Annotated in this window: 18 protein-coding genes, 1 tRNA gene and 2 pseudogenes; 10 read left to right on the top strand and 11 right to left on the bottom strand. The window is 38.5% G+C overall.

What is annotated here, in order from left to right:
- Positions 1-143 precede the first annotated feature (143 nt).
- The 5 genes from FTT70_RS02695 to FTT70_RS02675 form a co-directional block, all read right to left on the bottom strand.
- Entirely contained in the window at positions 144-401 is a 258-nt protein-coding gene (locus FTT70_RS02695; RefSeq protein WP_257229346.1) for a hypothetical protein, read from the bottom strand.
- Positions 402-1,266: 865 nt separating this feature from the next.
- The gene (locus FTT70_RS02690) at positions 1,267-4,821 is read right to left on the bottom strand and encodes a hypothetical protein (protein WP_180168243.1); all 3,555 of its coding nucleotides are present in this window, start codon (positions 4,819-4,821) and stop codon (positions 1,267-1,269) included.
- 11 nt (positions 4,822-4,832) lie between these two features.
- Positions 4,833-7,157 carry a hypothetical protein gene (locus FTT70_RS02685; RefSeq protein WP_180168242.1) on the bottom strand — a complete coding sequence of 775 codons (2,325 nt, stop codon included), beginning with the start codon at positions 7,155-7,157 and terminating at the stop codon, positions 4,833-4,835.
- Between the two features lie 4 nt (positions 7,158-7,161).
- Positions 7,162-7,614 (bottom strand): transporter, encoded by a 453-nt coding sequence (locus FTT70_RS02680; protein WP_070155950.1) that lies wholly within the window; start codon positions 7,612-7,614, stop codon positions 7,162-7,164.
- Between the two features lie 51 nt (positions 7,615-7,665).
- On the bottom strand, positions 7,666-7,875 hold the full coding sequence (locus FTT70_RS02675) for a helix-turn-helix domain-containing protein (protein ID WP_070155952.1): 210 nt from the start codon (positions 7,873-7,875) through the stop codon (positions 7,666-7,668).
- 111 nt (positions 7,876-7,986) lie between these two features.
- On the opposite strand from FTT70_RS02675, the gene FTT70_RS02670 reads away from it, so the two are divergent.
- On the top strand, positions 7,987-8,898 hold the full coding sequence (locus FTT70_RS02670; RefSeq protein WP_070155955.1) for a hypothetical protein: 912 nt from the start codon (positions 7,987-7,989) through the stop codon (positions 8,896-8,898).
- A gap of 358 nt (positions 8,899-9,256) precedes the next feature.
- Positions 9,257-9,583, top strand: a pseudogene (locus tag FTT70_RS02665) (transposase); the annotation flags it as partial.
- 52 nt (positions 9,584-9,635) lie between these two features.
- Here FTT70_RS02665 and FTT70_RS13565 read toward each other — a convergent pair.
- From FTT70_RS13565 to FTT70_RS02655, 3 genes and pseudogenes are all read right to left on the bottom strand, one after another.
- Positions 9,636-9,806, bottom strand: a pseudogene (locus FTT70_RS13565) (IS5/IS1182 family transposase); the annotation flags it as partial.
- A 192-nt stretch (positions 9,807-9,998) separates the two neighbouring features.
- Positions 9,999-10,075: transfer RNA gene (locus FTT70_RS02660), tRNA-Ile, on the bottom strand.
- Between the two features lie 138 nt (positions 10,076-10,213).
- The gene (locus FTT70_RS02655) at positions 10,214-10,357 is read right to left on the bottom strand and encodes a hypothetical protein (protein ID WP_154320842.1); all 144 of its coding nucleotides are present in this window, start codon (positions 10,355-10,357) and stop codon (positions 10,214-10,216) included.
- Positions 10,358-10,663: 306 nt separating this feature from the next.
- On the opposite strand from FTT70_RS02655, the gene FTT70_RS02650 reads away from it, so the two are divergent.
- Positions 10,664-11,242: a 1-acyl-sn-glycerol-3-phosphate acyltransferase gene (locus FTT70_RS02650; protein ID WP_104851825.1), complete on the top strand. Its 579-nt coding sequence runs from the start codon at positions 10,664-10,666 to the stop codon at positions 11,240-11,242.
- Positions 11,243-11,341: 99 nt separating this feature from the next.
- On the top strand, positions 11,342-12,091 hold the full coding sequence (locus FTT70_RS02645; protein ID WP_070155957.1) for a YebC/PmpR family DNA-binding transcriptional regulator: 750 nt from the start codon (positions 11,342-11,344) through the stop codon (positions 12,089-12,091).
- Between the two features lie 85 nt (positions 12,092-12,176).
- Here FTT70_RS02645 and FTT70_RS02640 read toward each other — a convergent pair whose 3' ends face one another.
- Positions 12,177-12,647, bottom strand: coding sequence for an Lrp/AsnC family transcriptional regulator (locus FTT70_RS02640; RefSeq protein ID WP_004971430.1), 471 nt, complete (start codon positions 12,645-12,647; stop codon positions 12,177-12,179).
- Between the two features lie 488 nt (positions 12,648-13,135).
- Here FTT70_RS02640 and FTT70_RS02635 point away from each other — a divergent pair, with 488 nt between their 5' ends.
- Positions 13,136-14,323: a hypothetical protein gene (locus FTT70_RS02635; RefSeq protein ID WP_218952754.1), complete on the top strand. Its 1,188-nt coding sequence runs from the start codon at positions 13,136-13,138 to the stop codon at positions 14,321-14,323.
- A 79-nt stretch (positions 14,324-14,402) separates the two neighbouring features.
- Here FTT70_RS02635 and FTT70_RS02630 read toward each other — a convergent pair whose 3' ends face one another.
- The gene (locus FTT70_RS02630; protein ID WP_096902290.1) at positions 14,403-15,167 is read right to left on the bottom strand and encodes a glutathione S-transferase family protein; all 765 of its coding nucleotides are present in this window, start codon (positions 15,165-15,167) and stop codon (positions 14,403-14,405) included.
- A gap of 268 nt (positions 15,168-15,435) precedes the next feature.
- Here FTT70_RS02630 and ychF point away from each other — a divergent pair, with 268 nt between their 5' ends.
- Positions 15,436-16,527, top strand: coding sequence for a redox-regulated ATPase YchF (gene ychF / locus FTT70_RS02625; RefSeq protein WP_004971435.1), 1,092 nt, complete (start codon positions 15,436-15,438; stop codon positions 16,525-16,527).
- Between the two features lie 127 nt (positions 16,528-16,654).
- Here ychF and FTT70_RS02620 read toward each other — a convergent pair whose 3' ends face one another.
- Entirely contained in the window at positions 16,655-17,146 is a 492-nt protein-coding gene (locus FTT70_RS02620; RefSeq protein ID WP_180168241.1) for a hypothetical protein, read from the bottom strand.
- 119 nt (positions 17,147-17,265) lie between these two features.
- Between FTT70_RS02620 and FTT70_RS02615 the strand changes: the two genes are divergently transcribed.
- The 4 genes from FTT70_RS02615 to glnD all read left to right on the top strand — a co-directional run bounded on the left by FTT70_RS02615 (position 17,266) and on the right by glnD (position 22,440).
- A complete protein-coding gene (locus FTT70_RS02615) occupies positions 17,266-18,003 on the top strand; it encodes an AzlC family ABC transporter permease (RefSeq protein ID WP_179989883.1) in 738 nt (245 codons plus the stop codon).
- Positions 18,000-18,347 (top strand): L-valine transporter subunit YgaH, encoded by a 348-nt coding sequence (ygaH, locus tag FTT70_RS02610; RefSeq protein ID WP_179989735.1) that lies wholly within the window; start codon positions 18,000-18,002, stop codon positions 18,345-18,347. Before FTT70_RS02615 ends, ygaH begins: the two co-directional genes overlap by 4 nt.
- 181 nt (positions 18,348-18,528) lie before the next feature.
- Complete coding sequence (gene purT / locus FTT70_RS02605) at positions 18,529-19,746, top strand: formate-dependent phosphoribosylglycinamide formyltransferase (RefSeq protein WP_154320843.1); 1,218 nt, start codon at positions 18,529-18,531, stop codon at positions 19,744-19,746.
- Positions 19,747-19,773: 27 nt separating this feature from the next.
- Positions 19,774-22,440, top strand: coding sequence for a [protein-PII] uridylyltransferase (glnD, locus tag FTT70_RS02600; RefSeq protein WP_180168240.1), 2,667 nt, complete (start codon positions 19,774-19,776; stop codon positions 22,438-22,440).
- The last annotated feature ends 12 nt before the right edge of the window (positions 22,441-22,452 follow it).

Below are 22,452 nucleotides of genomic sequence, written 5' to 3'. Positions count from 1 at the left end.
CTATAAAATCCAAGGTAATTCGATTAAAAAATGAAAGTAGATCTAAATGGTGTTTTTTGCGTGGAACAAGAAATATCAACTGAGGACTTACTCAAGAAGTTCTAAGTTTCTCTCATTAAGATAACATCATAAGCTTTAAGGTATTAAAAACTTAACCAAATTGTATCACCTGTAGTTGCATACATAGTCTCAGCAGTTTGTTTTAACATGTCACATTCATCAATTTCTATTGCTAAATCATCACATAGAGTATGATCACTGTCATTGATAGAAATTTCGTGCGATTGAACAACTGTACCATGTTGAATGAGTTTAATTCTATCTTGTCTTAAAAGTTGCTCACCTCTGTAACTAGCACGCATTTGATTTAGAGCTTGAAGACGCCTTTCATTTGTAGTCATTATTATTTTTCTCGACATCAATTGCCTCCTTGATTTTTATCTGAAATTAAGATTAACAAATTACGACATAAATTGAAATTGGGTAATGATCTAGCTATCCGGTAATCCCCCCCTTAAAATCACAGCGATCAAATAAAATTTGATCAATGCATTTAAAATCAGTCCAAAAGTGTGCTGTGGTCGTACACCACTTGAAACTTTACTTGATGGAAAACGGATTTGGGCTGAGAAGAATTTAGCTCAAAAGTAACCTGACAGGCACAATAAAAAATGGGTAACTGTCAGCTCAGGTTTGAGTACAGATAAAAACTAAGATGGGTTGCATCAAATTATTGGAGGAGTTGTATCTCGACTTTATATTTTTTAGAATAATTCAATCTTTCTAATCTTTATGCAACCAAGCCACTAGAATGTTAAAAAAATGTCCTCTTAGCTAAATTAAAAACTAGAATCATTATTTTAAAAATACTAAAAAATCTTTAATTAAAATCAACTTGTCAATTAGCTTTCCAGAACTCTTAAAAACCTATTTAACATAGATTAATTTTAAACCAAATTAATCCTTTTACTACCAGTAAAATATATTACTCATATGAATAATAATTCCAGATCATTTTATTAATTTTAGCCTAAATTGAATATGAAATTAATTCTCAAGAAAATTTCCAATTCTGAATAAAAAATGTTCAAAAAAGGCTAAAAATGGGTGGAGGATTTCTACCCTTATTTACCCAGTTTTTGAGAGCTAAAACCCGATTTTTTGCAAAAATACGGAGAAAGAGAAAAACTGCAAAATTCAAAACAACAACATCCATTTGTTTTTATTTATTTTTATTTTACAAGATTTCCGTTCGTATGCGTAACCTCAGGTAGAACCCTGAGCTATCTTTTTGGGGCGTTCTTTATGCTCTTTCACCTTATAGAAAATGCTCTGCAACAGCATCTTTTGAATAAAATTATTATATTTTGGTATTTTATTATTACGGATTACATATTTTATTATTTTAATTTTACCCTCTTTTAAATCATTCAATATATTTGAATCAGGTTGCTCCCACTCTAAATATGATGTGCCTTCTGAATAAATTTTATCAATACAATCTATAAATTTATGGTAGTCATTCAGATCTTTTTCACAGGATACCTTAAAGGTTAAAACAGGACGATCTTTTGCTAATGAAATGTTATTTTCTAAGCAATAAAAGAATTCTTTAAGAACTTTCCGGGTTATCTTTTTATTTAATCTAAAAGGTTGATCAATCTGATAGTGATCGGACCATTTCACCATTTGATTCCAGGTTGAACCAATATAATCCTCACTGTTACCTTCATTTTTTACGCGCTTGGTGTAGATAAAGGACGGCTGACTGATCGATTGAATCAACTTCAATAATTCAGCATCAATCGTTTCGCGTGCGTTGCCTTCTATCCACTTATGGTAATTGTCTAAAAATATTTCACGGTATAAAAATCCATCCTGCTGTTGAGGCAGTTTTTGCTTTAGCTTGTTTTTTAACGGGTCAAGTTGAAGATCATTTTCTGTGGGTGGATGAAATTTCTTCATCGCTTTTAAAATATCTCTTTCATTCGACTGAAATTCAATTTTGAAGCCGTGATGCATCAGATGACTATCTCCTAATAACACTTTGATCAGTTGAGGCGAATATTCACGGTTGGCTTGATAAAACATATCGGCAATCAGAATCTGCAGATGATGTAGATATTGTCTAGCGGTCATCCGAATATCTTCATGCCCCATCAAATGCGCGAGTCGAGACCAGGCCTGGGCACTACGCGATGAAGCATTCTTAATATTGGGCAAAATGTGCTTTTTAAGCTTAGGTCCAAACCCGGGATGTGAATCGGAATTATAGTCAGTAAAACAATCTACCAACGCTTTACTGCCTTTTAACAGGATAGCCAAATGTGAAGCGGTACTATGCCTGAAAGCATGAAAGGTATATTGATGATCATCTGTCCCCAATACAGTATTAAACAGCTGCTGGGTAATTCTGGATAAATTTGTACTCGATAAGGGTTGTTCACCCAATACAAAAAGTTGTTTGGTTTTTCTTTTACAAACGGCTGCAGCCGCTTTAGAACCAGGTAACAGGTTTTGATAAAAGCGACAGAATCCTGTAAATTCATCCGGTGCTAAAAAATATACCAAATCAAACTGGCGGTTAGCATTGTCACTTTTCAGACCACGCTCTGAATTCAGACGAATCCTAAGGGTTAGATCATCGATATCACCCGTTGTTTTATTCCTTTTCTGGTCAGACTGATCACCATTCTGCTGATCCGAAGGAAACTCGAATACATAATAAAGCTGTCGATTGTCTGGATGTTTACGCAGCTGTGGAGATACAAAATCATCGATACAAATTCTGGCAGCCTCATCAATACGTAAGCCTAGTCTAAATGCCAATATATAGACCCATTGCAGACAAGTTGCATCCTGCTCGGTCAGGCCTAGAGCCGTTGGATACTCTCTAAGAATTCGCATCATCCATCCAAACATCTGAGGACTAATCAATCTGGTTTTCAAAAATAAGCCATCACTTTGGCGGTCATATAAATATTGCACAATCGGTGCACGATGTTTATGAACCAAGTACTGGTGGAAGGCTTTCAGCCGATCGAAGGCATCACCAGAGGTATTGTGTTTTTTATTGTTCTTGGTTCTAGCGGTTTGTTTCTGTTTTTCCTGATCATTCAGCAGTTTTTCTTCAACAATCGTGCGGTACATTTCCTCAAACTGATCTTCAGTAGCGGTCTCTAGATTGAGCTGCTGTTCTAGGACATAATAAAGTAGGTTAAGTACGAAACTGCCATAGTAACGTTGGATCGTCGATACCTTAAGGACACTTTTTCCCGTCTTCTCTTGGTAAACAAATTCGCCTTTTAACCACTGGCATATGCGTAAATGTGCAATGGCAACCACATAATCCAGATACTCGCCATTTCCAGCTTCATAAGCAGATTTATAGTCCTCGGATTTTTGGATGCATTCTTGGAGTTGATCCGCGAGCTGTTTGAGTTTGATACCCTGATGAAAAGATAAAAGCCAGGATTTCAGATTATGTCGTTTACCAATGCGTCGATCATGAAACGTTTTGACCGTAACTGTAGGCATCTCCAAGTCTAAAGTGGGAGGATTTTTTTCAAGATTTTTGATTCTGGCTTGAATGGTTTTCCAGCGATCAGGTTGATCATAGAGCTGTGTATACTGCTGATAGATTAAAGGCGAAGTGATGATCTGATTATTCAGTACATTGGTGCTGAACACATCCAGATCGGGAATCTCTTGCCATAAGACATAATCCATATGTTTAAAAATAGCAAAGCCAGTTTTTTCCAGACCTTTTAAAAATAGCTTCACGTGATGATCAAGCTGTTCAAATCGCACATTCTTAGGCGATTTTTTAGAGGCTTTCTCGTCCCCCGTATCCTGCTTCTTCAGATTCAGTACATTATCGAAATGCGTCTTGAGTTTTTCTAGCAGTAAGGCTTCGCGCTGAATCGGCGTTATAGCTCCACTATATTCTTTTTCCCAGCACTGCAATGGTGACGTGTTTTGTAATTCATACGCTTGTGGTCCATTGAGTAGCTGCTGGATCCTTCTGTAACATAGCATCGCAAAGGCATTGAAATAGATGTGCTGAGTTTGCCATAACTCCGCCTCTTTCTCACCATACTGCTGATAGATGTTGCCATATTTTGTCGAAGGCAAAGTGTAAGAAAAAACATAAGCATGATGGCAATTTGGATAGATAGAGAGCAAGCCACTATCGAGGTTCATATTAAAAATGGCATCATGAATGGCCAATAGCCGTTCAGGTTGAATGCATCCTTGATCAAAAATTAATGAAATACACAGACATTCAAACAAGGTATTCACTAATTTTTGTTGCTCTTCGGCCGTAGAGTCTAAGAAGATACCTTGGGTTTGTTGTTTGAGATAATCCGCCCAATTCACATACAGTTTTTCTTTTACCTCGGCAAGCATAATGCCCTGCTGTAGTTTGCGGTCAGAAAAAACATTGTCATAACGTTTAGCTGAGTAGACTGTCCAATCTGGCAACTTAATCTCATAGCTTTGGGCATAGGAAGGGTAATCCTTTTGCCACTGCTGGTTTTTCACCTTACAAATCCGTTTCACTTGTTTAAAACAGAATTGAAGGTAATCTGCAGCCTTGTCCTTAAATTTGGATGTTTGGCAGAGCTGCTCTAAAACTGCTCTATAGAGAGTAAACTTGTCCAGAATTTGCTGATCAAGCCACTTAAAATCAATTTGAGTAAGGTCAGAATTTACATCTGTGTATGTAACAGTGATCAGCTGAGAAATTTCCTTAAAAATGTCGGCGATCCCACTTTCAATGGCATTTTCTAATTGAACTTCGATTTGTTTATCAAGCACGGTATGATCCTTTAAATTACTTCAAGCTTTACGATTTCTAGTTTGTTGAGCAAGCTTTCAACTTGTTGCTGAATGTCGTATTTGTAGAGATAAGGGCTTAATCCAGAAATGTGACTGAATCCCATCGTCTGTTTGTCATGGGCATACAGCGTATTGTGAATATCACCACTGAGATCAAGATGATTTTTAGTGAAATGCCTTGGCCAGTTTTTATAAATCTGCACAGTCTCTTTGAGGTAATGCGTGACAAAATCAGCAGACATCGGCTGTAGCTCCAAATGCTCCACGACTTCGGCAAGATTCACTGGACCTTTCTTGGACTTGATCCAAGGATATGAGATGACATAGAGCATAAAACCCTCGTTTTCCAATTGCGCTTGCAAACTTTTTATCCCGAGTGATTCGATGGTTTTCGTCAGATATTTTCGATATGCATTGAAATGATCCTGCCAGTAGCCTGTAACAGGAACAGGACGTCCTACTTTTCGTGAATCAGTTTTTTTATCATGCACGTAAAGCAGTTGTGCCTTAGGATCATAATGTTTCAGTAACCCCGGCATGCCGACTATTGGACGCACCGTCAGGCAGATTAAGGAAAGATGCCACATCCAAATGCTGTAAGCATTCAGCTTCTCGATCCGATTGGCTTGAGCACTCGCTAATGTGTTTTTGACAAAATGATAAAGCTGATTAAAAAATTCACTCGCTGCCTCTATAGTCCAGCAACGCTGACTGCCGATACGTTCCTCACGATGAAAAATATAACCAGGGTGTTTATGCTCAATCCATGGATCACCTTTTCTACGGTCTAATAGAACATTGATATAGCCTTGAAAATGCTGGTCGATTTGATCGATCTGGCGCCCTTCATAGTTCCATTGCACGATATGATGGGTATCCCGATTGGCCAGCAAGTGTGCAACCAAGTTATCACCAGTCTCCATATCCAAATGGAAATAGATTTGTCGCTCCAACATCCCGTAGGTGATTTCACCAATCTGATACTCTTTAAAGACTTCCCGCAAAAAATTATTGTATTTAATCGCACAAAATTCACGTCGCTTTAAATTCTCTAAAGCCTTTAAACTGGTGATCCACGGTTCTGGAATACGCCATTCCAGAGTTAAGGCCCGATTATAACGCTGTGCTTTATCCTGCATGGCACCAGAATGATTGGGATTGAGCTTGGGATCAATCACCCAGTAATAATGGATGACTTTGTTGATTGATTTTTCTTTGATTCTGCCACCCTCAATCAAATTCTTAATCTTTTGAAAGATCGTTGGACTCAGCCCCGTCAAGAGACACATCAAACCACACACAGCTAAAGACGATTGATATGGATCAGTTCTGATCTTTTCTTGATAACATTCCTGCAAGAGATGATAGACCAGATGTAGTAAACTGGGTTTCACATAAAGCGGATTCGTTTTATAGGGTAAGTCACGTCGCTGAATGCGCCGTCCCTGTTTTTCAAGCTGTTCCTGATTTTTCTGCTGGTCATCAGAAAAAATCTCCTTCTCCCGCTTAGCGATCCCATCCTGTTCAGGATCAGAAATATTGATGTCTGTATCTTGTCCAGTATCCTCATTCTCTACATCCAACGATGATGTGCCTGAATCAGATTTATAGGTCATGCCCTTTTTAATATCGTTAATTAAAGCCTGAACATTAATTACTGTTGAATTTAATCTACTATTGGCAATCTCGTTGAAAACAATAATAAATTGTTGAATATAGCGGCCAAGATTAAGCTGTTCAAAATCATTTTTTATTGTTTTACGCTCTAAAAGAATTTTTAACTCGTTGGCATCAAATTCATCCATAGCTTGGAGTTTGCGTGTAACTTTTTTATACAACAGTTTATTTTTCTCAGTATTCGATAACTGCTTTTGCAAAAGAAGTTTTAAATTATAAGATACTGTATTGATTTTATTGTTGTTTTTACAATTATTTAGAATAACCTGTTTTTCATCCTTTTCATCCCTTGTAATCTGAGGCTCTAACAAGATGATTTCCTTCAGTATTTCACACAAGACTGCAGTACAAAGATAGGAATAGATAAATACTTCTTTTTGTTGGTCGCTTAGTTGTCCTATAGATGCACTTTTAGTCCATTGCGTTAACCCTGCTAATAATTTCTGTTGTGTCACTATCCGATTATTTTTAATCACCACATGTATTTTGTGAGCAGCAGCATAGAGTTCCTGTGCCTGCTGATCTTGCGCCAGGAGCTGATTCAAAATTTGTTTTTTTTCGCTCAGGGACTGATTGACCCATTCTTCCAATAATTTGGTTTCTTCGTCTAACTCTGACGATTTATCATTTTGACTCATAAAATCACCATAATTTTTTAGGGTAAAAATTGAAAGTTAGGTTTTGCTCTAACTTGAGGTTCAAGTCTTTATGCAACTTGAAGTATTTTTTATAGGTGCTGGCACTCAATTGAACACAACGCTGTGGATGACGATCTATCCTCATATGGTGAGATAACTGCAGAACCAAGGCATCGGACAATTGAGTAAAAAAGCAGCTAAAAAGCACAGCGTGTATCTGTTTATGTTTGTGCTTTGGGATCTGCTTAATATCTTGAGAAATTTTTTGGATTAACAATTTCAGGATCTCAAATTCATTATTCACTTGATTGGCTCTAGCATCCTTTTTCAAGGTTTTTTTGATATAAACATCTAACTTGTTTTTTAAATTCAATATAAATGAATGAATAAAATCTGGCAGGTCTAATATCAAAACTGCTCTGAGTTTGATCAAGACTTCAAATGATTTTTTTTGCATGTTGAAACCTAATAAATAGGTATGAGCAATTAGTCCATACCATCTTCAAAATCAGTCTTCTTTTAAGCCAGCAAATTTGTAGACATCCGCCTTACTCCAACGAAGAGTACGTCCATGTCTAATAGGATTAATTGGGCCGTTTTCATACAACGCCCATTTACGCAATGTTTGTTCTGCATACCCCAAAAGCCTAGCTGTCTCTCTAGTGGTCAATAAAAGCCGATCATCTGTAATCGGCCTATGTTTATGCTTAAATGACATTTTTTTCTCTTTAGAATGATTTATAGCTATAAAAACATATTCCAACGGGTACAGAAAAGAAGTATAATTTTAAAATATCTTTACCCCAACTTTAGTATGGAGTAGCAAAATTTGGGACGCAGAGCTCGTGGTATTTTGGAATATGCCAAAACGATTACTTGGTATGATTATTTATTCAATGAAGCTAAAAAATTGAAGGAAATAAAAATAATAAATGAATACCAGTTTTATAAATTTATGTATTCAAACTCTATATATTCACCTGAGGCTAAATTATTTAGAAAATATAAATTTGGTTTATCTACACCTCAAAAAGCATGGAAAAAGAGTACTGAGGAACTTATACCTAGTGCGATCGATATTATTGAACATCCGATTTGGAATATTGAAAATCTTGAATTCAACTCAGATAAGGTTATAAGCGAAATGCACAATTTAACTTTAGGTATTCGCGAACATGTAATATCCGAAGGAGTATATACTCCACAACCAGTATCATATTCAATTTTAAAAAAAATCTCTGCTTTCCATGATCTTGATGCTATTTATGCTATTTATCTTTTATATCAATGGGGATTAATCATTAATAATTATCAGTTATGTAACTGTTGTGCTGTAACACTTGAAAAAAACTTAGAAAAATTCTTATTAAATATTAGCTATCTGCATAGATCTCACATTTTTTTGTTTGACATAATTTTTAATAAAATAAAAAAAGTGAATTATAAAGACTTAACTATTGCTGAAGTAACTAATATAAATTGGCGCAAGTTAAGAGGTACTGATTGGAAGAGTAATATTCGAATGAACTCATATGTATCCGAATATAATTTGAGCAAAAATGCTGTTATATCAAAAAAATTGAAAAAAAAAGAAATTTACATTTCTTATTCTGATTCTTTAATATTGAAGGTGAAAATTGCTACTGATCCAAATGATCTAATTGCCCTTAACTTTAATGATTTGTTTCCTTCCCACATCATATTCTATATCCAAAAAAATAAAACTGAAAATCACAATTAAAATCTATGCATAAAACTAAGTAAAGGAGTATCTAATATCTCCACCCAACGCTGCAAATGTTATACAGGTCAAGAAAAAGCACAATTTTTTTCTATGACTATGCAATCTGGATTAAATGCTAGCCATTGAAAAATTAAGCGAATCAAATTTACAGAAAAAAATGGCTTTGTTGCATAAATACATAACCAACTGATTTTGTTCATTTAATTTTTAGGTTGAAATTCATACAAACCTATTTAAATCAGAAGCTTACAAAATCTTTATGCAACAAAGCCTCGCTGATATTTACTTTTTAATTTGAGCAGGTTTTGTTGCATAAACCTAGCCTAGAAAGATTATTCGGCCCTATAATTTCACTATGAATAAACCTGCTCCTAAAATCTATCGTACAACTAACTGGTCTTCCTACAATCGTGCCCTCATTAACCGAGGTGATATTTCCATTTGGTTTGATCCAAACACTCAGTGGTATGCACAACCACAAGGCAAGCAAGGTCGAAATCAAACTTACTCTGATACCGCTATTCAATGCTGTTTAATGATCAAATCTCTATTCAGACTCTCTTTACGCATGGTCACAGGTTTTGTTCAAAGTTTGATTAAACTGTGTTGATTAAATTGGACTGCGCCAGATTACAGCACGCTTTGTCGAAGACAAAAACATATTGATATTGCGATTAGCTATCTGCTTTGTTGCATAGACATTCAAAAGCTGAGTTTTCCCAATTCATTCAAATTTAAGTGATAACTTGGGTGTGAGGTCTACCCAATTCCGTAAATCTATTCAGAACTACTACACGCGCATGAATTTCATTGACCTGACTTTAAAAATGTCTTGCCGTCAGCTTATCTCCTAATAATTTGATACATGGCATTTGAGTTTCCACCAAACTACGACGGTGATAGCCCATATTAGGCCGCCCTATACCCACCAAATTGTCACTTTAATTTGAGTACCTACAGAAATCTCTATTTTTAAATCGTTTGTTTATCAAAGCCAATGGAAAATAATGTTGATTCATTCCGCTTACTATTTGCTTACCAGACTCTAAAAACAAAAAAACCACTTACGATTAGTACACGTAAGTGGTTGTTTTATATGGTGGGCCCACCCAGACTCGAACTGGGGACCAACGGATTATGAGTCCGCTGCTCTAACCGACTGAGCTATAGGCCCTATAATTGAATTTGTTATATTTCAACAAGTTCAAGCGCAAAGAATACTAGCGAAGATTTTTTAAAAACACAAGCCATTTTCAGAAATTGCTGTATAGATAGTCAGCAGACGAATTTGATTATTATTGAAATATAAAAACTACACCTTCACTTTCCGAAACATTGCCCGATGCAACTTTAAACGCTTCTCTTTACGCACTTCTAAAAACAACTCAAACATTGACCATACCAAGACCAATAACAACACAGTCAATGCCACAAGAAAAGTCGTCAAATAAGCCACTTTAGTATCCTTCCATGATGCGTGGAATAGTGAAATGATGAATAGAATCATAGCTAATTACGACCAAAGTCTAATGATTTACAAATCATTTGAATAGTGCATTTTTGCTCAATTTAAGACTTAATTTCTCTCAATTCATATATTTTTAATATTAAAAACAAAGTATTTAGAGTTAAAACCAATAAAAGATATAACGCTATATCAACTGCATCACTTGAGATTGCTATATTTCAAACAATTTTCTGTTGACTCTTATATAAAACAAGCAGAAATTATGCATTTCCAGATTCATCAGCTGTTACATCTATGTTGAAAAAATTTATAGGCGAATCCGCATTCAAACTTGCAGGATGGCAATATCAGGTAGAACCCAACGTCCTCGAAAACAAACAAGTGATCGTCGGTTTTGAACACACCTCAATGATGGATGCAATCCTCTCGCTTGCTCTGTTCCAAATTTATGATATTAAAATCCATACTTTAATCAAAAAAGAGCTTTTTAAAGGGCCACTTAAACCTATTTTAGAAAAAGTCGGCGGTATTCCAGTAGACCGTAAATCTAACAAAGATATTGTGTCGCAAATGGTCGAACTTTTTGATCAAAATGAACATTTCAATTTGGTCATCGCACCCGAAGCAACTCGCGCAAAAACAGGTGAAGCCCGCAAGCCAATTCGTACAGGTTTTTGGCATATTGCCAAAGCAGCCAATGTGCCTATCGTTTTAATGTATGCCAACTCACAAACCAAACAAGGTGGGATTTTTGGCAAAATCTATCCGACAGATTTAGATCACGATATGGCACTTATCCAACAATTATATAAAGAACAAGTGGGCTTAGATATTGTCATTCCTGAGCCAAAAACAACTCAAAGCAACACTTAAAAAACCTAAAACTCTGCCCTTTATCTAAAAAAAGGGCTTATGTTAGAATGGGCGCAATTTTGATAGGCATACTGCCAATCTGTAAGGAGCATAGTTCGCATGGCGGGTCATTCCAAGTGGGCCAACATTAAGCATCGTAAAGCCAAACAAGATGCTAGTCGTGGTAAGTTGTTTACCAAATTTATTCGTGAATTAACAACTGCTGCAAAGCTCGGCGGTCCAGATGCGGCAAGTAACCCTCGTTTACGTGCTGTTGTGGAAAAAGCACTTTCAGTTAACATGACACGTGACGTCATTAACCGTGCCATCCAGCGTGGTGCAGGCGGTGAAGATAACGACGATCTTAAAGAAGTAACCTATGAAGGTTATGGTGTAGGTGGTGTTGCGGTTATTGTAGAAACCATGACAGACAACTTAAACCGCACCGTGCCAGATGTACGTCACTGTTTCTCTAAAACTGACGGTAACTTAGGCACCAATGGTTCTGTAGCATTCCTATTCACCAAACGTGGTGAAATTTCATTTGAAGATTCATCTTTAGAAGATCAAGTGATGGAAGTGGCTTTAGAAGCTGGCGCAGAAGATATTGAAGTGTCTGAAGATGGCATTTTGGTTATTACTACGCCAGAAGCTTTTGGTATAGTTCAAGATGCGCTAACAGCAGCAGGTTTGAAATCTGACAATGCTGAAGTGGTTATGAGTCCATCGACCAAAGCAGAAATTACAGACATCGATCAAGCGAAAAAAATTATGAAAATGATTGATATGCTTGAAGATTTAGATGATGTTCAAAACGTATATACCAACGTTGAATTCTCTGATGAAGTTTTAGCACAATTAGACGCATAATCGGTCTAACTGCAATTCCTAAAAACGCACGTTCTCGTGCGTTTTTTTATAGATCCAGTCAAAATAATTCTAAGATTCTAATAAATTAAACTTTATTTAATAAACCATGACAGTTTAAAACATCATATTCTTTAATCACAAAGCTAGAATGCAAACCTGCCACATGCTCAATTTTACCAATCCGTTTTAATAAAATTTCGCTGTAATTTTCCATATCTCGTGCCACAACCTCTACAATAAAATCTGCAGTCTGTCCTGTCACCAAAAATGCACGTATCACTTCAGGAATGCTTTCCAATTCATCCAAAAATTTGGCAAAAATATCGGTATCGTGTTTGCTCAAAGACACCTGCAACAACACATGCAAACTAAAGCCCAGTTTTTGATAATTAATTTCACGCTTTAAACCTGAAATAATTTTATGATCGATCAGACTTTTAATACGGCGATGCACCGAACTTACCGACAGATTAACCCGCTCGGAAAGTTCATTCAAATTGACATCTTCATTGCTTAAAATTTCTAAAATATGCTTATCGTAGCGATCTAATTCCATTTTCAAGCACTCAATCTAATCTGATAAAATTTAAACTCATGCTGCCATTATACTTAAATTATTTTGCAGATTAAGCATCTTTATCGAAAATTATTTTCCATTATTAAAGCAAAATGTTTATGATTCAACAGATCACCGCTTATCGTTTTGAACAACTTAACAGACAAACGGAACAGCTTTCTAATTTATTGATTTTCAAATTTTTAAATTTAAAAAACTCAACAAAACAACGAATCTACTCATACATTTTCACAATCCCGACCGTCTATCTTTTACAAGTGTATAGAAATGTATTAAAACAGATGCGCTCGACAATAAGCACAATGCAGCACAACAAAACCAATAAAAATACAAGGAATCGTCATGGCTTTTAAATCTCTAAGCTTGCTGAAAATAAAATTAGCTCTGTATTTACCGTAGAAACTCAGACCAGCTCTTTATTCGATGGACTCTTAAGTGGTGGCTCTTTAAGCAATACCTTTTCTGGTTTGCTTGGCAGCCTGACTAGTTCGACCTCGACCACACCTACCCTAGATTCTTTATTAAAAAGTTTACTCTCTGGCAGCAGCTTAGATAGTTCTAGCCTAACCAATCTAATCAGCCAATTTTCAAGCTCAAATACCAACTTAGATATCACCAGTTTAATTAGCAAACTGACACAATCCAATGGCGGTAGCTTCGATATTGCTTCCATCACCAATTTACTCAGCGGCATGATTGGCAGCAATGCAGGTGATTTAGATATTACGAAACTCACCCAATTAGTGAGTGGGTTAATCGGTGGTAATACGGGTAATCTTGATATTGCTCAAATTACTCAATTGGTCAGCGGTTTGATTTTGGGTAATAGTGACCTCGATATGGCCGCAATCACACAACTGGTTGGTGGTTTAATTGGCGGCAATACTGGCAGTTTGGGCGGTATGGATTTTGGTGCTATCGCTGAACTGGTGGGTGGTTTAATCCAAGGCAATGGCGATCTTGATATTGCTCAAATTGCTCAACTGGTTAGTAGCTTGATTGGTGGCAACATCGGTGGAGGTTTAGGCGGTCTAGATATCGCAGTGATTGCTGAACTTGTAGGCGGTTTAATCCAAGGCAATGGCGATCTTGATATTGCGCAAATTGCTCAACTGGCAAGCGGCTTGATTGGCAGCAATATCGGTGGCGGTTTAGGCGGTATGGATATCGCGGTCATTGCTGAATTAGTAGGCGGTTTAATCCAAGGCAATGGCGATCTTGATATTGCACAAATTGCGCAACTGGCAAGCGGCTTAATTGGCGGTAACATCGGTGGTGATTTAGGTGGTCTAGATATCGCTGCTCTAGAACCAATTCTTGCGTTGCTTAATCCTGAAGGTCAGCTTGCAAGTGACTTTGATCTAGGTGGTTTATTAAATAATCTGACTGGAGATACAACTGGTGGTTTCAGCTTAGATGGCTTGAGTGATGGTTTTGACAACTTAATTTCTGGTTCAGATTTTAACATCAGCGACTTACTGCAAGGTGCGTCATCTACAACCAGTTCAGAGATCAATATTGATAGCTTAGTCCCTGCATTAGGCGATGCATTTGGCAATTTAACTGGTGGCACATCAGACACTCAATTTGATTTAGCTACCCTGCCAAATTTGGTACAGACTTTTGATTTGAATAACTTAAATTCTTTGTTCTAATCCTTGGTTTTAGGTTTTTATACATCAGTATCCAAAAAATACGCGCAGATTGCGCGTATTTTATCTGAGGCGATAACATTTAAATACCGCGCCAATCTACACGTGCATTACGCTCAGTTTGATAAATACGAGAAACATATTGCCCTAAAGGTAAATCCAGCAAATATTTTTTATAATCTTTAAATTCTTCAGAAATCACTTCATCATGTTCTTTTTCCCACGGCGTTCCAGAAATTTCCAAAATAGGTGCAAGCATCGAACACACTGAAATATCGGCTAAACCTAAACGCTCACCCACAAAATAACGCCCGTAATTATCAATCAAATGCTGATTTAAAATGACAATTAATTCATCCATCCGCTGTTTGGATTCTGCAACTTTATCTTGATCGAGCTGATAGCCCTTAGACACCAAGGCTTTAATAATTGGCTTGGAATATTTAGAAAATTGACGCAAATAGCCTTTTTCGCCAATTAAAATTTCCAAAGGTTCTTCACTTTCAGATAATGCATGCGCCAACCCCCATCGACGCACATGCTGCCCCAATTCATCAGCCAAAGTATTTATGGCCAACGCATGTTTATATTGTTCGGCATCACTGCGTAACAAGGCATGTTCGGGGTAAATATCATCTAGATATAAAGCAATTTGAGTCGAATCTGCTATCCAGCGGTCTTGATCACGTAAAATAGGTAATTTATTTTGCCCTGTTTTTAATTGGGCAAAAGCGCGATGCACGCCTGGAATTAAGTTTTGCGCATCATAATCTAACTCTTTATGATCCAATAACCAGCGAGCTTTCTCACAAAAATGAGACAAAGGAAACTGGTATAAGATGCGCATAAAATCTCCATATTTAAAATTTTGATATCCAAAGCAGTATCAATACTGTGCTTGTCATACTTTAGTCATAGCCTCTTATAATTACAATGTACTTTTTATTCAAAATTCAGGCGAAACAGTCAGCAATTCAAAATCAATTCCGAAAAGAAATTCAACGTACAGCATCAAGCACGCTAGATTGGAGAAACATCTGTCCGATGACCTGACTTTATCTGCCCTTTCATGTAAAATCGTGCCTAATTTTTAAATAACACGTTGTGAGTTATTCATGGGTTTTAATTGTGGTATTGTGGGCCTGCCAAACGTTGGTAAATCTACGCTTTTTAATGCTTTAACCAAAGCTGCAATTGCAGCGGAAAACTTCCCGTTCTGTACCATTGAGCCAAATACAGGCATTGTACCTGTGCCAGATTCACGTTTGGACAAATTGGCGGAAATCGTAAATCCGCAACGTGTATTACCCACCACGATGGAATTTGTGGATATTGCAGGTTTGGTTGCAGGTGCATCTAAAGGTGAAGGTTTAGGTAACCAATTCCTTGCCAACATTCGTGAAACTGATGCGATTGCGCATGTAGTTCGTTGCTTTGAAGATGAAAACGTCATTCACGTAAATGGTAAAATTGACCCATTAGATGACATTGCAACCATCAATACCGAACTTGCGTTGGCCGATTTAGAAACGGTGAGCAAAGCCATTACACGCTTAGCAAAATCTGCCAAAGGTGGCGATAAAGAAGCCGTAGCGACCAAAGCCGTTTTAGAAAAAATCCAACCTTTACTGGATGATGGCAAGCCTGCACGTGCAGCCAATTTAGATGACGATGAACGCAAATTGGTTCGTGGTTTTGGTTTATTAACCTTAAAACCAACCATGTATATTGCGAACGTGGCAGAAGATGGCTTTGAAAATAACCCGCACTTAGATGCAGTCAAAAAACTTGCTGCAGAAGAAAATGCGATTGTGGTGCCTTTATGCAACCAAATTGAAGCCGAAATTTCATTACTTGAAGATGAAGACCGTGCAGAATTCCTAGAAGCTCTTGGTATGGAAGAACCAGGGCTGAACGTAGTGATTCGTGCAGGTTATGCGCTGTTAGGTCTGCAAACTTACTTTACTGCAGGCGTACAAGAAGTCCGCGCGTGGACAGTGAAAGTAGGTGCAACTGCACCACAAGCAGCAGGCGTAATTCACACTGACTTTGAAAAAGGCTTTATCCGCGCAGAATGTATTGCTTATGAGGATTTCGTACAATACAACGGCGAAGCAGGTGCAAAAGAAGCAGGTAAATGGCGCTTGGAAGGTAAAACTTATATCGTACAAGACGGTGATGTTTTACACTTCCGTTTTAATGTTTAATTGTTTTTATGTTTAGTTTTAGAACAATGCTTACAGCCGAGCATTGATTCAATAAAAAAACCTCGATGCTTACATCGAGGTTTTTTTATGGGCGATTCCGCATCACATTAATGCAGAACAACCTCAATTAAGACTGCACCACATTGCCCTTTTGTTTCGGGTCAGTATTGCCCAATTCAGGATGCACCAAAGCATCAGCACATTGTTTTTTATCCCGTTCATAATCAGCTTGTTTTTGTGCAAGACTGCTTGAACTGTCAATCGTCGCACGTGCCCAAATTTCCAAACTGGTCAAAGCCTTACGACACAGCGCATATTTCCCTTCCGTTACAGAGTCGGTCATTTTGACATTAATACGCCAGTCGGTACTTAATTTACGGGCAGGTTTGCGGACTTTATCTTCAATTAAGTTACGCTGTTTACGATACACGTACGGCTCAACTTCATTCATTAACTCCCACGCGGCTTGCGCATACACAGTCGCATCATTGGTGAGTTTTGGCGCAGGCTTAATTTCTACTGTTTTTTGCGGGTTGTTGTCATTGCTACACGCTTGCAATAACAGGCTACTGCATAACATTGAAGCAAGCAGGATTACAGGTGTTTTCAATTTCAACATATCGGTTCGCCCATACAAACAATTCGGCATCATGCTAATGAATTCAAGTATAATACACAATCTTCATTTGACCCATCGTTCAACTTTCTCCCACAAGGTGTGTCGTGTCCGTACACAATATTCAAACTGCGCCCGCAGCAAGTTTTTGGCAAGGTGCAAAAGATAGTCAGGCGATTATTTTCACCTATCTGCCTGTTTCTTTTGCTTTTGGTGTTTCTGCAACTCAATTCGGCTTTAGCGCATGGGAAGCCTTATTTTTATCTTGCTCGATGTATGCAGGGGCGAGTCAATTTTTAGTCGTTGCCTTATTGGGCAGTGGAACTTCAATCTGGATGACCGCATTAACGGTAATCGCCTTGGATATTCGACATTTACTTTACGGCCCGGCCTTACAAAACCTGATTCAAGATCGTTTAAACCTCAAAAAAACTGCAATTTGGTCATGGGGTCTGACCGATGAAGTTTTTGCCTCAGGCATGATTAAACTGTCACAGCGCCGTCAGGAATGGTCTGAATCATGGATGCTTGGACTGAGTTTATTTAGTTGGTTGTCTTGGGCATTAGGCTCTTTGTTAGGCGGATTATTTGCCGATCAAGTCACTAAAATGCCACAGTTTTTGCAAGCGGCGCTCGACTTTTTATTGCCTGCTTTATTTCTTAGCTTCTTATTGGCAGCATTTGAAAAGAAACACACCTTTGTCGTGGGAATCACCATTCTAGTATCTGCCGTAGCTTGTTATTTTATTGACTTATCTGCTGCAATTTTTATTGGGATTTCTTCAGGTATTTTGGCGGGATTATTTAAACACTATGTTTTAAAACAACCCGACCCTGAACATACAGGATCAAAATCATGAGTTTAGAAATTATTTTGGTCGGTATTATAGTCGGTATCGCAAACTTCGCCTCACGTTTTGGGCCATTCTTTGTGATTCAGAAGTTTCAACAAGGCTCGCAACAACGTGGTGCTTTATGGCTTAAAATCGCTTTAGGCAGTATTGGTATTGCTGCAATTAGCTCTATGCTCGTGGTTGCAACCTTGCCACCTTTGCTTGAAACACCCAATAAAAGTTTTGCGATGTTGATTGGCTTTTTAGTGCTGACAGGTTTGTATTTTAAGTTTAAGAAAATCGTACCTGCAACGCTTACCGCAGCCATCACCTATGGTTTAATTTATACTTATGTGCCATTTTCGTTCTAATGTTGCTGAAATTTAGAGGTTGAATCGTCCAAATGATCTATTTCAGGATTCAGCCTTAACTGCTTTAAAGCACTGAATGCAATATAAGTAGATGACAAAATCATGATTTTGTTGCAAACAGGGCTTAACTCATGGAACAGTTCTGCTATGCTAAAAGCCCACTTTAGCAAGGACGATTCACATGAGCGTGACCATTGGTACTCCCCTTCAATCTTCTGCTTTTAAAGTTTTGCTATTGGGTTCAGGGGAACTCGGTAAAGAGGTGGTAATTTCACTGCAACGCTTAGGCGTAGAAGTACATGCCGCCGATCGCTACGACCATGCGCCAGCCATGCAAGTCGCACATTATGCTTATACTTTAAACATGGCAGATGCCACAGAATTAAAACAACTGATTGAAAAAATTCAACCCAATTTAATTGTGCCTGAAATTGAGGCCATTGCGACATCAGTTTTACTTGAAATTGAAGCGCAAAATATTGCAACAGTGATTCCATCTGCCAAAGCGGTAAATTTGACCATGAACCGTGAAGGCATTCGTCGTTTGGCTGCAGAAGAATTAGGTTTGCCGACATCCGCTTATCGCTTTGCCAATTCTCTCGAATCTTTCCGCGCTGCATGTGATGACATTGGTTATCCAAACTTTGTGAAGCCTGTGATGTCATCTTCAGGCAAGGGACAATCGCGTGTCACCTGCTTTGATGAAGTTGATGCAGCTTGGGAATATGCCCAGACTGGCGGGCGCGTTAATCAAGGCACTGTGATTGTTGAATCACAAATTGACTTCGATTTTGAAATTACCTTATTAACCGTACGTGCTAAAAACCCAGAAACTGGTGCGATCGAAACTTCATATTGCGACCCAATTGGTCACCGTCAAGATGCAGGCGACTATGTAGAAAGCTGGCAACCTCAAGCCATGAGTGATGCTGCCTTGACTGAAGCCAAACGAATTGCACACAAAGTGACTACTGCCTTAGGTGGTTGCGGTATTTTTGGTGTAGAGCTGTTTGTGAAAGGCGATAAAGTCTGGTTCAGTGAAGTATCTCCACGTCCACACGACACAGGTTTGGTGACATTGGCTTCACAATTCCAAAGTGAATTTGAATTACATGCCCGCGCGATTTTAGGCTTACCTGTCAATACCACACGCCATAGCGTTGCAGCCAGTGCGGTGATTTATGCAGGTGTCGATGCAACAAATCTTTCATTTTCTGGCCTGAATCTTGCATTAGCACATCCCGATACAGATTTACGTTTATTTGGCAAACCTGAAGGTTTTGAGCGTCGTCGTATGGGCGTTGCCACTGCACGAGCAGAAACCACAGAGCAAGCGCGTGAGCTAGCTCAGCATACTGCGGACACTGTTCGCGTACATTTAAACGAAAATCAAAATTAAGCTCGTCATTGCATAACGGAATTGTCCATGATCATTACATTACCCTTGCTGAATTATGTAAAAAGCAACCATGACATTCAGGCCATTAACCAATGGCGCACCGATGTCGAAAATCAGCTACAACAATGTTTTGAAAATGGACAATCCATTCGTGAAGTGATTTTGGCGCGTTCTAACCTGATTGATGAAGCGCTCACTTTCTTATGGCAACATGCTGAATTAGACAAAACCGATTTGAGCCTATTTGCAGTGGGCGGCTATGGGCGTAAAGAAATGCTGCCCTATTCCGATGTCGATATTATGGTGTTGTCGGAAGATGCAATCACATCAGAACAAGAACAACTTATTTCGACCTTTATTTCATCTTTATGGGATGTTGGCAATTTCAAACCTGCCACCAGCGTGCGGACTATTCAGGACTGTGTGATTCAGGCAACCAGTGATTTAACTGTTGCGACTGCCTTGATTGAAGCGCGTTTAATTACGGGAAATCAGCAGCTTGCCAAATGGCCGCGTCGTATTGTTTCGCAAACTTGGACAGATAAAACTTTTTTCGATGCCAAAATGGAGGAACAAAGCAAGCGTTATGCGCAGCACAATGACACCGAAAGTAATTTAGAACCCGATATTAAAAATGCTCCGGGCGGTATTCGTGACATCAACCAAATTGGCTGGATTGCCAAACGCCATTTTCGGGTCAATCGTATTTACGACTTAGTGCATTTAGGTTTTATTTCAGAGTTTGAATTGGGTGTACTCGAAGAAGCCGAAAGCTTTTTATGGGAAATTCGTCATCATCTCCACCGTTTAACCAAACGTGATGAAAACCGTTTATTGTTTGATTATCAACGAGATATTGCAGCAACTTTTGGCTATGTTCGAGAAGAAGGTAAACCGCAAAATTACTCGATTGAACAATTTATGAAGCGTTATTATCGCTCTGCACAGCAAGTTTCCACTTTAAATGAAATGTTGCTGGCCTATTTTAATGAGTCGGTCATTACCCCGCGTTTGCCTAATTATGAACGTAACATTGAAGAAATTAATGAAAATTTTAAACTGGTCGATGGCAAACTTGCCGTGCAGCACCACAAAATTTTCTCAGAAAAACCAAGCGCAATTTTAGAAATTTTCTATTTATTGGCCAATCGTCCTGAAATTGAAGGAATTCGCGCACGAACACTGCGCCTGCTGACACTTGCAGCCAAGCGTATTGACCAAAGTTTCCGTGATGATCCAACGCATCAAGCGCTGTTTATGGCAATTTTGCGCTCACCGCACCGCTTGTATAATACCTTGGTGACTATGAAACGCTTAGGTGTATTGGGCAATTACATCCCCGCTTTTGGTCAAATTACAGGTTTAATGCAATACGACTTATTCCATATTTATACAGTCGATGCGCACATTTTACTATTACTCCGCAATTTAAGCCGCTTCAAAGAACCTGAATTCGCGAAAGATTTTCCTGTGGTCAGTTCGGTATTTCAGCGTTTAGCCCGTCGTGACATTATTTATTTGGCTGCGATTTTCCATGATATTGCTAAAGGTCGTCGTGGTGATCACAGTGAACTTGGTGCGGTAGATGCGATTGAGTTTTGCCGTAAACACGGATTTACTGAACGTGAATGTAACCTTGTGGCATGGTTAGTCAAAAATCACTTGTTGATGTCAGTCACAGCACAGAAAAAAGATATTTCTGACCCCGATGTGGTCAAGGAATTTGCCGAAAAAATGGGAGATATGGAGCATTTAGATTATCTCTATACCTTAACGGTTGCTGATATTAATGCGACTAATCCAACACTCTGGAACTCATGGCGTGCATCCTTAATGCGCCAACTTTATACGCAAGCGCGTGATGTCATTCGCTCAGGACTTGGGCGTCCCGTCGATTATCAAATGCTGATTGAAGACACCAAATTTGCGGCAAGCGAGTTACTGGTTAAAGATTTTGAACTCAGTGCTGTTGAAAAAGTCTGGCAAGAACTGGGCGATGAATACTTTATTAAAGAATCTGCCGATGAAATTGCATGGCATACCCGCGCGATTTTGGAGCATGGCGATAATCCTGCACCATTAGTGCTCATGCGCGCGCACCGAAAATCAGCACAAGACGCAGTACAAATCTTTATTTACACGCAAGACCAACCCAACCTATTTGCCACAACTGTCGCTATTTTAGACCGCATGAACCTTGACGTTCAGGATGCACGAATTATTACTGCGACCAAAGCCTTTAGTTTGGATACTTACGTGGTCTTAGACCGTTTTGGCACACTCTTAACAGACCCTGAACGTGAAGAAATGGTGATTGAGGCTTTAGTGAATGCCTTGAGCCAGTCAGATAAATATCCGGGTCTGATGCAACGCCGCATTCCGCGTCAATTACGTCATTTTGACATTGAAAATATAGTAGAAGTGACTTTCAATGCAGCGCTGAATCAAAACATGGTCGAAATTGCCACACTAGATCATCCCGGGTTACTCGCCAAAATTGGCGGCTTGTTTATGATGCAAGGCTTAGATATTCACTCCGCCAAAATTGCCACCCTGGGCGAACGTGCCGAAGATATTTTCTTCGTCACCAAAAAAGATGGCAACCCAATGACAAAGTCTGAAGCAGATACCTTTGCCATCCAGCTCAAAGCTGCTTTAGATGAGGCCTCTAATCAGGTCTGTGGTCAACATTAACTTCAATTTACG

Source organism: Acinetobacter sp. YH01003 (genome assembly GCF_013420525.1).
GTDB classification, from domain to species: domain Bacteria; phylum Pseudomonadota; class Gammaproteobacteria; order Pseudomonadales; family Moraxellaceae; genus Acinetobacter; species Acinetobacter towneri.
This window is presented reverse-complemented; position numbering and strand designations above follow the sequence as displayed.